11 protein-coding genes are annotated in these 13,784 nt (G+C 58.0%); 6 read left to right on the top strand and 5 right to left on the bottom strand.

The genetic code is table 11. The annotated features are described in order from the left end of the window. Positions 1-21: 21 nt before the first annotated feature. Positions 22-2,604: an autotransporter domain-containing protein gene (locus SOM40_RS19685; protein ID WP_320531050.1), complete on the bottom strand. Its 2,583-nt coding sequence runs from the start codon at positions 2,602-2,604 to the stop codon at positions 22-24. 517 nt (positions 2,605-3,121) lie between these two features. On the opposite strand from SOM40_RS19685, the gene SOM40_RS19680 reads away from it, so the two are divergent. Next, positions 3,122-4,669 carry a methyl-accepting chemotaxis protein gene (locus tag SOM40_RS19680; RefSeq protein ID WP_320531051.1) on the top strand — a complete coding sequence of 516 codons (1,548 nt, stop codon included), beginning with the start codon at positions 3,122-3,124 and terminating at the stop codon, positions 4,667-4,669. Here SOM40_RS19680 and fucR read toward each other — a convergent pair. The 3 genes from fucR to yghU all read right to left on the bottom strand — a co-directional run bounded on the left by fucR (position 4,666) and on the right by yghU (position 7,437). Beyond that, complete coding sequence (gene fucR, locus SOM40_RS19675) at positions 4,666-5,382, bottom strand: L-fucose operon activator (protein ID WP_166183993.1); 717 nt, start codon at positions 5,380-5,382, stop codon at positions 4,666-4,668. The two genes, SOM40_RS19680 and fucR, sit on opposite strands and share 4 nt — an antisense overlap. Continuing rightward, positions 5,379-6,362 carry a diguanylate cyclase domain-containing protein gene (locus SOM40_RS19670; RefSeq protein ID WP_320531052.1) on the bottom strand — a complete coding sequence of 328 codons (984 nt, stop codon included), beginning with the start codon at positions 6,360-6,362 and terminating at the stop codon, positions 5,379-5,381. The genes fucR and SOM40_RS19670 overlap by 4 nt, the downstream gene beginning before the upstream one ends. Positions 6,363-6,567: 205 nt before the next feature. Further along, positions 6,568-7,437: a glutathione-dependent disulfide-bond oxidoreductase gene (gene yghU, locus SOM40_RS19665; protein WP_106996087.1), complete on the bottom strand. Its 870-nt coding sequence runs from the start codon at positions 7,435-7,437 to the stop codon at positions 6,568-6,570. Between the two features lie 256 nt (positions 7,438-7,693). On the opposite strand from yghU, the gene SOM40_RS19660 reads away from it, so the two are divergent. From SOM40_RS19660 to SOM40_RS19640, 5 genes are read left to right on the top strand one after another with little or no spacing between them, the layout of a single operon-like run. After that, positions 7,694-9,283 carry an ABC transporter substrate-binding protein gene (locus SOM40_RS19660; RefSeq protein ID WP_262672069.1) on the top strand — a complete coding sequence of 530 codons (1,590 nt, stop codon included), beginning with the start codon at positions 7,694-7,696 and terminating at the stop codon, positions 9,281-9,283. A 58-nt stretch (positions 9,284-9,341) separates the two neighbouring features. Next, a complete protein-coding gene (locus SOM40_RS19655; RefSeq protein WP_166183981.1) occupies positions 9,342-10,295 on the top strand; it encodes an ABC transporter permease in 954 nt (317 codons plus the stop codon). 6 nt (positions 10,296-10,301) lie between these two features. Then, complete coding sequence (locus SOM40_RS19650; protein ID WP_166183979.1) at positions 10,302-11,147, top strand: ABC transporter permease; 846 nt, start codon at positions 10,302-10,304, stop codon at positions 11,145-11,147. Then, positions 11,140-12,117 (top strand): ABC transporter ATP-binding protein, encoded by a 978-nt coding sequence (locus SOM40_RS19645; protein WP_225758090.1) that lies wholly within the window; start codon positions 11,140-11,142, stop codon positions 12,115-12,117. Before SOM40_RS19650 ends, SOM40_RS19645 begins: the two co-directional genes overlap by 8 nt. After that, a complete protein-coding gene (locus tag SOM40_RS19640; protein WP_313825293.1) occupies positions 12,114-13,091 on the top strand; it encodes an ABC transporter ATP-binding protein in 978 nt (325 codons plus the stop codon). The genes SOM40_RS19645 and SOM40_RS19640 overlap by 4 nt, the downstream gene beginning before the upstream one ends. Positions 13,092-13,153: 62 nt before the next feature. Here SOM40_RS19640 and SOM40_RS19635 read toward each other — a convergent pair whose 3' ends face one another. Further along, complete coding sequence (locus SOM40_RS19635; protein ID WP_166183973.1) at positions 13,154-13,783, bottom strand: DUF2238 domain-containing protein; 630 nt, start codon at positions 13,781-13,783, stop codon at positions 13,154-13,156. Position 13,784 lies beyond the last annotated feature (1 nt).

The following is a 13,784-nucleotide window of genomic DNA, read 5'->3' as shown; positions in this document are numbered from 1 at the left end:
GCTGCCGGGCAGGCGTGGTCATCAGAAGCTGTAGCTCATACCTGCCTGAACACTGGCGTCGTTATCGACATCGCCTGTGCCATAGTAAATGCCGGTATTCACCGAGAAGTTGTGCGCGATAGTGGCATTCACGCCCGCACCAAACATTCCCATGCTGTTGTTATGACCTTCGGTGTTGTGATAATCCGCTGCCTGGATATCGGTATCATCGCTGAACTCTTTCTGCACGCGGACATCCAGCCATGGCATGATCGCCACGTTTTTGTTCAGATCGGTCAGGGTGGTGGTCAGACGCAGACCCGCGCCGCCGTTCCAGGAAGAGACCTGGCTGTCAGCAAAGGTCACTTCTCTGTCGGAGAAGCCGTTAGCTTTGGTCTGATCCCAGCCGAGAATGGCGTACGGTTGCAGCACGGTTTCGCCCGGCAGCAGTACGTTCACCCCGGTACGTGCCTGGGCCATATACAGGCTACCGTCTGTGGAGCCGTGCAGCGCTTCGGTCATGCCGCTGGTGTCGCCGGTGACGTTGTGGGCGGAGAGGGAGTAGCGCATATCGCCATAGCTGAAGCTGGCGTCGGCGAACATTCCCCACTGACGACCGTTCAGCGCCTGCTGCCAGCCGCCGTACAGGCTGTAGTAGTTACCATAGACGGTGTCCTTGAAGCTGTCCGGGCCATTGTCGGTATCTTCAACGCGGCTGCGGGTCCAGGCCAGCGCCACACCTCCGGTCAGACTGTCCCCGTTAGCGAGGTAAGCCGTCCAGTCAACGCCACCCTGCGCGCCCTGAGTGATGCTCTTGTAATCCACATCGTTGCTGAAGTTACCGTTCTGATAGAGGAAATCGCCCCACAGCTGCGCCCCTTCCTGCCGATCGCCCATCAGGCCAGCAAAGTGCAGGCGATCCAGATGGCTGGTGATGTCATCGGTGACCTGATGGCCCGCCTGTTCGGCCGCATCCAGCCCGGCAATCATCCCCTGGACATCGCTGGCCAGTGCGCCGCGTGAGCTGCTAAAGACAATATTCCAGTTCTGGCTACTATCAGCGGTGAGCAGGCTCTGCGGCGCCGTATCAGCGGCCACGATGCTCAGGTCATTGTTGTAGTTGTAGGCTGCGCTGCGGTTTTCAACCTGCTGCTGACCGTTGCTGAAGGTCGCATTGGCGGCCGTTTGCGGCGTGGTGGTTGCCGTCGTGGTGGTAAAGGTTCCCAGCACGATGTTTTGCTGATTGATCGCCGAAGCGGTGATGTTATTGACCACTACAGCGTTACGGGAGCCGGTGATTTGGCCGAAGTTAACCCTGCTGTCGGTGCTCATGTTCACTTCGGCATTGCTGCCGGTCGTGGCGGCGGTCAGGGTAGAGCCGTTCTGCAGACTCCAGGTGGTGGAATCATTAATGGTGTCGAGAGTGATGCTGTTGTCGCTGGTGGTATTTACGGTTTCAAACTGATTAATTTGCCCGGAAATAGAGCTGCCTGCATCCATCGACAGGGTATCGGTGCCGTCCCCGCCGGTAACATTGCCGGTGACGTGGGAATCATTCACCAGGACCACGGTGTCATTGCCTGCGCCGGTCGTAATATTGCCGTCAACGTTGGCGCCGTTTTGCAGGGTGACGGTGGTATCGCCGCTGTTCTGGCTGGCGTTCAGATCGCCATTGATGGTGCTGTTATCCACCAGAAGGGTATTGGTGGAGTTACCGCTCAGCGTAACGTTGCCGTTCACGACGCTGTTATTGGTGAAGGAGAGGTTGGTCTGGCCTTTTTCGTTAATGACGCCGATGTCGCCGGTCACGGTGCTGTTATTCAGTGCCAGCGTATCCTGAGTGGTGCCATACAGGGCCACGGCCAGATCGCTAAAGGCATCGACGTTGATATCCTGGAAAGGTTTGTACTGACTCAGGCTTTCAACGATGGTATCGAGATTTTGCGCCACCTGGCTGTTGGTCGCATCCACGCTGGCGTTAGTCAGGGTAAGGGAGGTATCTGATTTGTCGCTACCGACGTAGATGCCACCGTTATCCATGATGCTGTCGCTTATGGCGATAGTTTGGGTACCCTGACCAGCGCTGATAATACTGCCATGCAGGGCGCTGCCGTTGCTGATGTTCACATCGTGGTAGCCCGCATCGAGCGGATCGAGATAGATGGCGGCCCCCATCATATAATCTTTGTCTCGCTGATAGGTTCCGTCGCTGTTCTGGCCGTTGAGGGTGGAGTCATTGACGTTGATGGTGGTGTTGGTGGTCTTAAGTGCAGAACCTGCTTCGATCATATCCACTTTGGCATTGTTGGTGACGTTAATATTCACCGTACCGCCATTGCTTCCCTGAATATAATGACCTGACATGTCAGAGCCTGTAACGGTCAGGGTCTGCGTATCTCCCGCTTCACGGTGGCCATCCATATAAATATTGGACGCCGTTTCATTCGCCATCACCGCATCAGTGACGCCCGGGTCCTGATAGAAACTGCCGTCTTTATATTCTGACAGGCCGCAGGTCTGGGTGGTGTCACCACTCTGGCAAGCGGGGGCATCGGTAGCACCTGCCTGAGCAGCAAACGACGCAAGTGACAGTAATACACATTGTGACAACAAGGTCCTTTTCATTGAAATACGCATTTTTTCATCTCATATAACCGGATCAAAGTGAGCTCTTTTTAAATGAAATTTGCGTAATTAAGAACTTTCCCAAGGGAAAAGGGTGTAATGAAATTTGAAGTGATATCAATCGATTAAATGGTCATTTTAATAAAGGGCGTTAATTGGTTTTTTTAAATGCATTCATTTTATGAATGTTGCAGTTTTATTAACGCACTAAAAGTAAGACTTTTCTTGTAGAAAAAGGAATATTCCTTGTTGATAAAAAACAGAGGCCTAATCCTTTGGAATTATGAGGGTAATGAATGGAGAATGTGATTTACATTTGTAAATTGTATGAAATCTAATAACACGTTATTTGAAGGGGTATTTGCTCCAGCGTGATTATCATTTCCCGGTCCGGTAAACAGAAATGAAAAGGTTTATAAAATTAACCGATAAAAGGTATTGCTTTGCATTTTATTGCCGATAACGAGGGTAATACTCGCCCTCCAGGCGATATCTCCCCCATGGCAAGGAAATAACTATGCACGTGTTTCGTAATTTCACTATCCGGTTCGTCATGCTGACGATTCTGGGGATTTTCTGTTTAATGTGGGCGGCAGCCGGGCTCTACAGCTCCTGGGCACTTTCACGCGTGGCTGATGGCAATGAGGTTGATCGCCAGCTGGTCAAACAGATGACGGTGCTTAGCCAGGGTAACGATCAGTACTTCCGCTTCGTCACCCGCCTGACCCGGGCGATGGACGTGCAGGCGGCAGGTGGTACGGCAGATCTCACCGCCGTACAGCAGGCGCTGGAGACGATGAGCAGCAAGCTCGATGAGATGAAAGCCATCTCTCCGGGGCCGATGGATGCGCAGATCTCCTCCCAGGTGATTGCCAACTGGCAGGCGCTGCTGGAGAACGGCGTAAAGCCCCAGTTCCAGCTGGCGCAGCAGGGCAATCTCGACGCTTATCGTCAGCAGGCGAATAACGTCACCCCGCCGCTGAGCCGCGCCTTTGGCGAAAGTGCCGGGCAGTTCAATAAAGCCGCCGACAGCATTCTCGACAGCACCCGCGTGACGGTGGACGGCATGACCAGCACCACCCGTACGGTGATCATCACCGCAACGATTATAGGCCTGCTGATCCTGCTGTTCGCCGATCGCTACCTGGTCGCGATGCTGGTGAAACCCCTGGATCAGATCCGCCATCACTTTCGTCAGATTGCGCAGGGCGATCTCAGCCAGCCGATCGTTCCTTTTGGTCGTAACTGCGTGGGCCAGCTGGTACCGCTGCTGACGACGATGCAGGACAGCCTGCGCGAAGCGGTAAGCACCATCCGCGCCGGCAGCGAGAACATCTGGCGCGGTGCCACGGAGATCTCCACCGGTAATAACGATCTCTCGTCACGTACCGAAGAGCAGGCTGCCGCCCTGGAAGAGACGGCGGCCAGCATGGAGCAGCTCACCGCCACGGTGAAGTTGAATGCCGACAACGCTCGTCAGGCCAGCGAGCTGGCGGATGTAGCCTCAGTCACCGCCAGCCGCGGCGGGGTGCTGGTAGAGAACGTGGTCAACACCATGACCGGGATCTCCGTCAGCTCGAAGAAAATCGCGGAGATCACCAGCGTCATTAACAGCATCGCCTTCCAGACCAATATCCTGGCCCTCAACGCGGCAGTGGAAGCGGCGCGAGCGGGCGAGCAGGGGCGTGGCTTTGCGGTGGTGGCGGGGGAGGTGCGTAATCTCGCCAGCCGCAGTGCCAGTGCGGCAAAAGAGATCGAAGGGCTGATCGCTGACTCCGTCTCCCGCGTGGCGGAAGGGGCCCGGCTGGTGAACGATACCGGCACCACCATGGAGGCGGTGCTGCGGGATATTACCGGCGTGACCACCATCATGAAGCAGATTGCCGCCGCCTCGGAAGAGCAGAGCAAAGGCATTTCGCAGGTGGGAGTGGCCATCACCCAGATGGACGGTGTGACCCAGCAGAACGCCTCCCTGGTGGAGCAGGTGTCAGCTGCGGCCTCCGCCCTGGAGCGTCAGACCGAGGAGCTGCAACGCTCGGTGCAGAAGTTCCGTCTGGCGAGCTAGCGGCGGGCGAGCTGTACGTCGCTGATCAATTGGGTCACCTGTGACAGGTGGCCTATTTTCACTTCGCTGGAACGCTGGAACTTGCTCCTGTCGATCAGCAGCAGCGACTGGCTGGCGCGGCTGAGCAGCTGCGATTTAAATCCGGCGCTGTGCGGGGTGGGATCCCACATCACACCCTGCTCATCCACCCCTTCGCACGAGAAAATAAACAGGTCGATCTCCAGCGCCTTCAGCTGCGTCACCAGGGCCGGATTCACATAGCAACGATATTTGCGCTCCAGCGTCCCGCCCGAACAGATCAGGGTGATGCGTTCGCGCTTCGCCATTTCATGGCAGATCGGCAGGCTGTTGGTAAACACCGTCAGGGCGATATCCGGCAGCTGTCGAGCCAGATGAAAGCAGGTTGAGCTGGCATCCAGGGCGAGGGTCATTCCCTCGCTGATCCAGTCGAGGGCGTGGCGGGCAATGTCGGCTTTATCGGCGTAATGGCTTTTCAGCCGCGCGCCAAAGGGTTCCCCGCCGTCGCGGTGATCCGGGTGGATCGCCCGCGCCCGCCCATGATGGCGCACGATCTTGCCCTGCTGCTGAAGTTGTTTCAGATCGCGACGAATCGTCTCTTTGCTGACGTTAAGCTCCGCGGCAAGCGCATCCGTCGTCAGCCAGTCAGACGCCGACAGCAGGCGGATAAGATCCTGATGACGGGTGCTTTTCATGGATGCGTTCCGCTGCGGGAGTGGGAGATCAGCGTCTGGCCAATCGCCACCCCATTCTTACCGGTGTGCTTAATCTGATACATCGACCGATCGGCGCGGCGCAATGCATTGACGAAATCGTCCTGCTCCTGCACTTCATCGATCCCCACCGAGGCGCCCACCCGCGCCTGGCCGTTATCCAGTTCGAACGGCGTCAGGGCCGCATTCAGACACTGTTGCGCGGTGCTGTTCACCATCAGGCTGGTGAGCGGGAAGGGCAGCAGCAGGACAAACTCGTCCCCACCCAGACGCCCGACAACGGCCCCCGGCGGGCAGGTGTCGCGCAGACGCTGGCTGAGCTGGATCAGCAGTTCATCGCCGCTGCGGTGACCGAAGGTGTCGTTCACCGTTTTAAAATCATCCAGATCGATAAAGGCAATGCACAGCGGGCCCTGGGTTTTGAGCTGCGCGAAGTGGGTGATCAGCGCATGGCGATTCGCCAGGCCGGTGAGCGGATCGTGATTCGCCAGCAGGGCGAGCTGCTCCTCGTACTGCTTCTCTTTGGTCATGTCGATGTGCGTGCCGGTGACCTTCAGCGGGTTTCCTTGCTCATCCCATTCGGTGACGCGGCCGCGATCCAGCACCCAGGTGACGGTGCCGTTTTTGTGCTGCATGCGATGCAGCGCTTCGTAGAAGGGGGTTTTGCCGTGCAGATGATCGTAGAAGGCGTCGAGCACGCTCTGTTTGTCATCGGGATGCAGATGTTCGCGCCAGATCTCAAACTGCGCGTTGAGCTCTTTGGGCTGATAGCCCAGCATTGAGCCCCAGCGGCGGTTATAGATAATCAGCTTCCCGGTGGGAACGTCGAGCTGCCATAAACAGAGACCCGTCCCGTCGAGCGCCGCGCTGAGCTTGCTGCGGGCGTCGCGCGCCAGCCTGGCAAGCCGGGCATTATGCTTTTTGAGAATCTGAATCTGATGTTCCAGCGCCTTTTCTGACATGCGAATAATCTGAAGAAAGAAATTATTGATGCCAGTTTACCGGATGGTTGTAAATATGCTGTTGAAAAAAGAGAGGGATTTACTATGTGCGGTGATAATGGCACCAGCAGAGTAATTCTGCCGGGTGGCGCTGCGCTTACCCGGCCTACAAAACCCAATCCGTAGGCCCGGCAAGCGTAGCGCCGCCGGGCAAGGGGTCAGCACATTAACCCTGACGTTTGTCTTCGGTATTGGTATCAAAATCGCTCGCCGCATGACGCTCATGCAGCTGTTCGTTCAGCTCGCCGTTGGTGCGATTGACGATACGCCCGCGCTTCACCGCCGGACGGCTGGCGACATCCTTCGCCCAGCGCTGGACGTTTTTGTAGCTCTCCGCGTCGAGGAACTCCGCTGCGCCGTAGACCTGGCCGAGCGCCACGCTGCCGAACCACGGCCAGATAGCGATATCCGCGATGCTGTACTCTTCTCCCGCCACATAGCGACCGCGCGCCAGCTGCTTATCCAGCACGTCGAACAGGCGTTTGGCTTCCATGGTGAAGCGGTCAATCGCGTACTCAATTTTCACCGGGGCATAGTGATAGAAGTGACCGAAACCGCCGCCGAGGAACGGGGCGGAGCCCTGCAGCCAGAACAGCCAGTTCAGGGTTTCCACCCGGCCAGCCGGATCTTTTGGCAGGAAGTGGCCGAATTTTTCTGCCAGATAGAGCAGGATATTGCCCGATTCAAACACCCGGGTTGGCGGCGTGGTGGAGTGGTCACGCAGGGCCGGGATTTTGGAGTTCGGGTTCACCTCAACAAAGCCGCTGGAGAACTGATCGCCCTCGCCGATGCGGATCAGCCAGGCGTCATATTCCGCCCCGGTCACGCCCAACGCCAGAAGCTCTTCCAGCATGATTGTTACTTTCTGGCCATTTGGCGTGCCCAGAGAGTAGAGCTGCAGCGGATGCGAACCCACCGGCAGTTCTTTGTCATGGGTGGCGCCCGAGATCGGACGGTTGATGCTGGCGAACGCGCCGCCGTTGGGGTTCTGCTTCCATTCCCAGACTTTCGCTGGCTGGTAGTTGTTGTCGGACATGTTGATCTGCCTTTTTGGGATGTGTTGAGGCAGTTTAGCAGGCATTCCGTGAACGGTTTAACGAACTGAGCGCATAAGCATATGCACTATTCCTTCTGGCGCTTATATATATAAATTCCGCATAAGCTTAATCAAAAATGGCATTTTCATTGTTAATGCGAAAGGGCTTAAAGCTGAATATGATGCGCAAACAGATATCTGTAAAAAATAAAAATGAGCAGTTAAAAAAACTTTCAAGGCAAGGAGTTAGTGAGATATGCGTAAGCCATTAGTATCTGCTGTTCTGGTCGCGCTGGCGCTGGTTGCCGCGGGCTGTGATGATGCCAAAAATAAAGAGACCGCGTCGGCCCCGGCGGCCAAAAGCGATACGCCGAAAGAGGGCGGTTCACTGATTATTGGCATTACCTCCGGCGACCCGCTGGCGGTCAACCCATTATATGCCAGTGACCGCACCACCCTGACGATCATGCAGGCGCTTTACGCCCCGCTCTACAGCTTTAACGATGGCAAAATCGAATGGGGTCTGGCCGAAAGCCTGACGCCATCCGCCGATAACCTCAGCTACACCCTGACCTTAAAACCGAATCTGAAATGGCAGGACGGCCAGCCGCTGACCGCCGACGACGTGGTGTTCACCTTCAATAAGCTGCTGGAGGAGAAACAGCACAGCTTCTTCCGCAGCATGTTCACCTTCGGCGGCAAGCCGGTGGCGGTGAGCAAGGTGGACGATCGCACCGTGAAGTTCACCCTGCCGCAGGTGAGCGCCGCCTTTACCGGCACCCTGGTGCAGATCTACCCGATCCCGCAGCACGTCTTCGCCAATGAAGCCGATCTGGAAAAGAGCACCAAAAACGATGCGCCGGTCGGTTCCGGGCCGTTCAAATTTAAAGAGTACCGCGCCGGGCAGTATTACGCCCTGACCCGCTTTGACGACTACTGGAATGGCAAAGCGAAGCTCGACTCCGTGACCTACCGTTTCGCCAAAGACAGCAACTCCGCCAACCTCGCGCTGCAAAACGGCGAGATCAACCTCAAGATGGTCGATCCGCAGGATGTGTCGCGCCTGAAGAATACCGGCAAGTTTGATTTCGTGGTCTACCCGGAAGGGCGTCTGGCCTACATGACCTTCAACCAGAACGTGCCGGTGATGAAGAGCAAGGAGCTGCGCCAGGCCATCGCGTACGCCATTAATAAGGACGAGCTGACCCAGACCGCGTTCACCTCGCTGGATTACGCCAAACCGGCGACCTCGTTCCTGACGCCGGATACGCTCTACCAGAGCAACGACGTTGAGCAGTACAAGTTCGACCAGCAGAAAGCCAAAGATCTGCTGAAGGCTTCCGGCGCACCGGCGAACCTCAAGCTGCGTCTGGCCTACGTGAACACCAACAAAACCCAGGAGAGCCAGGCGCTCTACATCCAGCAGGCGCTGAAGGGCATTGGCGTGAACGTGGAGCTGATGCCGCTCGACTCCAATGCTATGTCCCAGCGCAGCCTCGACATGAACAACACCGCCTGGGAGCTGAACCTTGGCGGCTACATCATGGGCGCTGAGCCGGATGGCTACAAATCGCTGTTCATGAGCAACGAAGCCTATAACTACGCCCACTATAAAAACCCGCAGTTCGATGCCCTGTGGGATAAAGGTGCCGTAGAAACCGACACTGGCAAACGCGCGGAGATCTACAAGCAGATCCAGCAGACCGTGGCCAACGACATGACCTACTACCCGATCGCCTACACCAACGCCACCGTGGCGGTGGATAAACGCTTTGGCGGCACTCAGGAAGCGGAACCGAAGCCGGTGTATCTGTTCCAGGACCTGTCAAAAATCTACCAAAAATAAGCTGTCGCCCCGGTCAACCGATCGGGGCTTTTTGTTGGGTAAGTCGTAAGGGCATGTCGTGAACACATTACTGATGCGTCGGCTGCTGCAACTGGTGCCGATGCTGTTCTTTATCTCGCTGGTGGCGTTTTTGCTGGTCAAACTCGCTCCGGGCGATCCGGTGGCGGCGTACATCACCCCGCGCATGGCACCAGAGGACATCGAGCGTATTCGCCAGAGTCTGGGCCTGGATAAGCCGCTGGTGACGCAATATTTTCTGTGGCTGAAAAACATTCTGCAGGGCGATCTGGGCTATTCGCTGATCTACCACCGACCGGTGCTGGTGATGATTGGTGAGCGCATTCCGGCCACCCTTGGGCTGATGGGGGCCTCGCTGCTGATGGCGATTATCCTTGCCATTCCGCTGGGGCTGCTGGCCGGAGCCTTTAAGCACCGCTGGCTGGATCATGTCCTGAACCTGTTCGCCTATATTGGCATCTCGGTGCCGATCTTCTGGTTTGGTATCCTGCTGATCACCGTCTTTGCCGTGCAGCTCAACTGGTTCCCCAGCATGGGGATGCGCACCATCGGCATGGAAGACAATTGGCTTGACGTGGTGCGCCACGGCGTGCTGCCGTGCATTGCACTCACCTTCTATAACCTCTCCAGCTACGTGCGCTACATCCGCTCCAATACCATTTCGCAGCTCTCGGCTGACTACGTGCAGACCCAGCTGGCCTATGGGGCCACCCGTTCCAGCATCCTGTTCCGCCATGTGCTGAAAAACGTCCTCCTGCCGGTGATCACCCTGTTTGGCCTGTCGTTTGGCGAGCTGGTTGTCGGAGCCTATGTCACCGAGAGCGTCTTCTCCTGGCCGGGAATGGGGCTGCTGGGGATCCAGTCGATCACCTCCCTCGACTACCCGCTGATTATGGCGATCATCATGCTCTCGTCGCTGATGCTGATCGTCGGTAACCTGATCGCCGACCTGTTATATCGCTTCGCCGATCCCCGCATACGTACCCTGAGGTAACCCCGGATGAGCAGACGCTGGCAACAGGTTCGTCACCAGCTGCGCCGCAATCGTCCGGCGCAGTTCTCGCTTTTTGTCCTCTTTATTTTTGTCGTCGCCGCGCTCTGTGCGGGGCTGAGCCCTTACGATCCCGATCAGATGTCGCTGGGGGCGCGCACCCTGCCGCCTGATGGCGCCCACTGGTTCGGCACCGACGAGTACGGACGCGACTACTTTACCCGCGCCCTGTACGGCGGGCAGATCTCGCTGATGGTCGGCTGTCTGGCGATGGTCTTTTCAACCCTGATCGGCACCATCGTCGGCACGGTGAGCGGCTACTTCGGCGGCTGGCTCGATAACCTGATGATGCGCGCGGTGGATATCCTGATGGCGATCCCGGCCTTCTTCCTGCTGCTGGTGCTCAACGCCTACCTGAAGCCCGGTGTGGATAACATCATCATGATCATCAGCCTGCTGACGTGGATGAACATGTCCCGGCTGGTGCGAGCCGAAACGCTCTCAGTAAAAGAACGCGAGTATGTGCTCTATGCCCGCGCCTCCGGGGAGCATCCGCTACGGATTATTCTGCGTCATATCATTCCCGGCGTGCTGCCGACCATTATCGTCGCCGCCACCCTGAATATCGCCTCGGCGATTCTGATGGAGTCGACCCTCAGCTTCCTCGGGCTCGGGGTGCAGGCGCCTGCTGCCTCCTGGGGCAGTATGCTCAACAACGCCCAGTCGTATATCGGGGAGGCCTCCTGGCTGGCGATGTTCCCCGGCATTCTGATTTTGCTGACGGTATTCAGTTTTAACGTGTTAGGCGACGTGTTCCGCACCGCCTTTGAGCCGGGAGCGAACCGCGATGAATAACTTACTTGAACTCGACAACCTGCAAACCACCTTCCGCACCCGGGATGGCGATGTCCACGCGGTGCGCGGGGTGAGCTTTCACGTTCAGCCGGGCGAGCTGGTGGGCATTGTCGGGGAGTCCGGCTGCGGCAAGAGCGTCACCTGCAAATCCATTATCCAGCTGCTGGGCAGCAACGGGCGCATCACCGGGGGGCAGATCCGGTTCGACAATGACGATCTGGCGCAGAAAACCCCGGAGCAGATGCGCGCCATTCGCGGGAATCAGATCGCGATGATTTTTCAGGATCCGATGACCGCGCTTAATCCGGTGGTGACCATCGGCAGGCAGATGTCCGAGATCCTGATCCGGAATAAAGGCTTAAACAAAAAAGCGGCCCGCGCGGCGAGCATCGCCATGCTGGAGCAGGTGGGCATTGCCGAAGCGGAGCGCCGTTACGACCAGTACCCGCACGAATTCAGCGGCGGGATGCGCCAGCGGGTGATGATCGCCATCGCGCTCTCCTGCGATCCCAAACTGTTGATCGCCGATGAACCGACCACCGCGCTGGACGTCACCATTCAGGCGCAGATCCTGCGGCTGTTAAAAAGTTTGCAGCAGAAAACCCACACCGCCATCCTGCTGATCACCCACGATCTGGGCGTCGTCGCCCAGGTGTGCAGCCGGGTAGTGGTAATGTACGGCGGGCTGGTAATGGAAGAGGGCAGCGTAGAGGACATCTTTTATCGTCCGGCACATCCTTACACCCAGGGGCTACTGGCGTCTCTGCCGCACCCGGAGCAGACCAGCCATCGCCTGTCGCCTATCGAAGGATCGCCTCCGGGCCTGCTTAATCCGCCCCCGGGCTGCCCGTTTGCCGAACGCTGCCCGCAGCGGATGCCGCAGTGCGAGCGTCAGCCCGCGTTTTACCGCCCCGAACCGGGGCATCGCGCGGCCTGCTGGCTGCTGGCCGATAAGGAGATTCAGGCATGAGTGAACACCATTCCCCGCTGGTCAGCGTGCGGGACCTGCATAAGCACTTCACTCTCAACGGCGGCCTGCTGCGCAAAGGGGTGGCGGTGAAAGCGGTGGACGGCGTCAGCTTTGATATCCGCCAGGGGGAGACCTTTGGCCTGGTGGGCGAGTCCGGCTGCGGTAAATCGACCCTCGGGCGCGCCATTCTGCGGCTGTTTGATATCACCTCCGGCGAGATTGATTTTGCCGGACAGGCGATCGCCCAGGCCAGCGAAAAGCAGCTCAAGCCGCTGCGCAAGCGGATGCAGGCCATTTTCCAGGACCCATATTCATCGCTGAACCCCGGAATGACCGTCCAGCAGCTGGTGGCAGAGCCGATGCAGATCCACGGCTACAGCCGCGAGGAGCAGCGGGAGCGTACTGAAACCCTGCTCTATAAAGTGGGACTCAAGCAGGAACACCTCCAGCGCTTCCCGCACGAGTTCAGCGGCGGCCAGCGCCAGCGCATCAGCATTGCCCGGGCGCTGTCGGTGCGTCCGGAGTTTGTCCTGTGCGATGAGCCGCTGTCGGCGCTGGATGTCTCGGTGCAGGCGCAGGTGGTGAACATTCTCCAGGATCTGCAGCAGGAGCTGGGGCTGACCTATCTGTTTATCGCCCACGATCTGTCGATGGTGCGCCACATCTCGACCCGAATCGGGGTGATGTACCTCGGCAAGCTGGTGGAGGTGGCACCTTCTGACACCCTGTATCAGCATCCGGCGCACCCCTATACCCGGGCCCTGTTAGCCTCGGTACCGCAGCCCGATCCGCGGATCCGCAATCTGGAGCAGGCGACCCTGCGCGGGGAGATCCCCGGCCCGACCTCCGTGCTGCCGGGCTGTAAGTTCTGCAGCCGTTGCCCGCACGTGATGCCGGTATGCCGACGCGAAGCCCCCGCGATGCAGGAGATTGCCCCCGGTCATTTGGCGGCATGCTGGTTGTTTAAGGTTTGAGGGTTATGTGCCAACATCCGCCGGGTGGCGGCTTTGCCTTACCCGGCCTACAAAACCTGGTCTCAAATATTATGTACGACTGAATGCGTAATCTGGCGCTGATGCCAGCGCCCGAGGAGCAGCACCGTTGTGAGCGCCCCGAGCAGGGCGCAGAACATATCGGACTGGGTATCCCACTGATCGCCCTGAGTGCCGAGGAAATCATCCGCGCCCTGGCCCATCGCCAGCGCCGCCCACCACTCGATCAGCTCGTAGGTGGCGCTGATCGCCAGCGCAATACAGCACACCACAAAGGCCGTCATTTTGCGGCCATTGATGTAGCCACCGCGAACCAGGATCTCCCGGGCCGCCAGCGCAGGCACCAGCCCCTGGAAAAAGTGTCCCAGCTTGTCGTACGGGTTACGGCTCAGGTTAAACATCTCCTGTACGTCAAAGCCGATGGGCACTTTGGCGTAGGTGTACATTCCGCCCACCATCAGGATGATGGCGTGCCAGAAGATCAGCGTGTAGAGCAGGGGTGTCAGCGGGTAGCGCCGTTGGGTGGCAAGCAGCAGCGGCACGATGATGATGACCGGCGTCACCTCCATCAGCCAGGTGATGCGGTCCGAGGTATAGAGACCGGTATAAATCAGGATCAGCAGCAGAAGCAGCGCGCCGACCTTCAATCCAGAGGAGAGTGCAGTTTGCGTCATG

The sequence above is a fragment of the Leclercia sp. CFBP8987 genome, from assembly GCF_034044995.2.
Lineage (GTDB): Bacteria > Pseudomonadota > Gammaproteobacteria > Enterobacterales > Enterobacteriaceae > Enterobacter > Enterobacter tamurae.
The sequence above is the reverse complement of the archived record's forward strand: the minus strand, read 5'-3'. Positions and strand labels throughout refer to the sequence as shown.

Coding starts and splice junctions, on each gene's coding strand:
- SOM40_RS19635 (WP_166183973.1), bottom strand. CDS start 13,783: ATGACGCAAACTGCACTCTCCTCTGGATTGAAGGTCGGCGCGCTGCTT.
- SOM40_RS19660 (WP_262672069.1), top strand. CDS start 7,694: ATGCGTAAGCCATTAGTATCTGCTGTTCTGGTCGCGCTGGCGCTGGTT.
- SOM40_RS19685 (WP_320531050.1), bottom strand. CDS start 2,604: ATGAAAAGGACCTTGTTGTCACAATGTGTATTACTGTCACTTGCGTCG.
- SOM40_RS19670 (WP_320531052.1), bottom strand. CDS start 6,362: ATGTCAGAAAAGGCGCTGGAACATCAGATTCAGATTCTCAAAAAGCAT.
- SOM40_RS19645 (WP_225758090.1), top strand. CDS start 11,140: ATGAATAACTTACTTGAACTCGACAACCTGCAAACCACCTTCCGCACC.
- yghU (WP_106996087.1), bottom strand. CDS start 7,437: ATGTCCGACAACAACTACCAGCCAGCGAAAGTCTGGGAATGGAAGCAG.
- fucR (WP_166183993.1), bottom strand. CDS start 5,382: ATGAAAAGCACCCGTCATCAGGATCTTATCCGCCTGCTGTCGGCGTCT.
- SOM40_RS19680 (WP_320531051.1), top strand. CDS start 3,122: ATGCACGTGTTTCGTAATTTCACTATCCGGTTCGTCATGCTGACGATT.
- SOM40_RS19650 (WP_166183979.1), top strand. CDS start 10,302: ATGAGCAGACGCTGGCAACAGGTTCGTCACCAGCTGCGCCGCAATCGT.
- SOM40_RS19640 (WP_313825293.1), top strand. CDS start 12,114: ATGAGTGAACACCATTCCCCGCTGGTCAGCGTGCGGGACCTGCATAAG.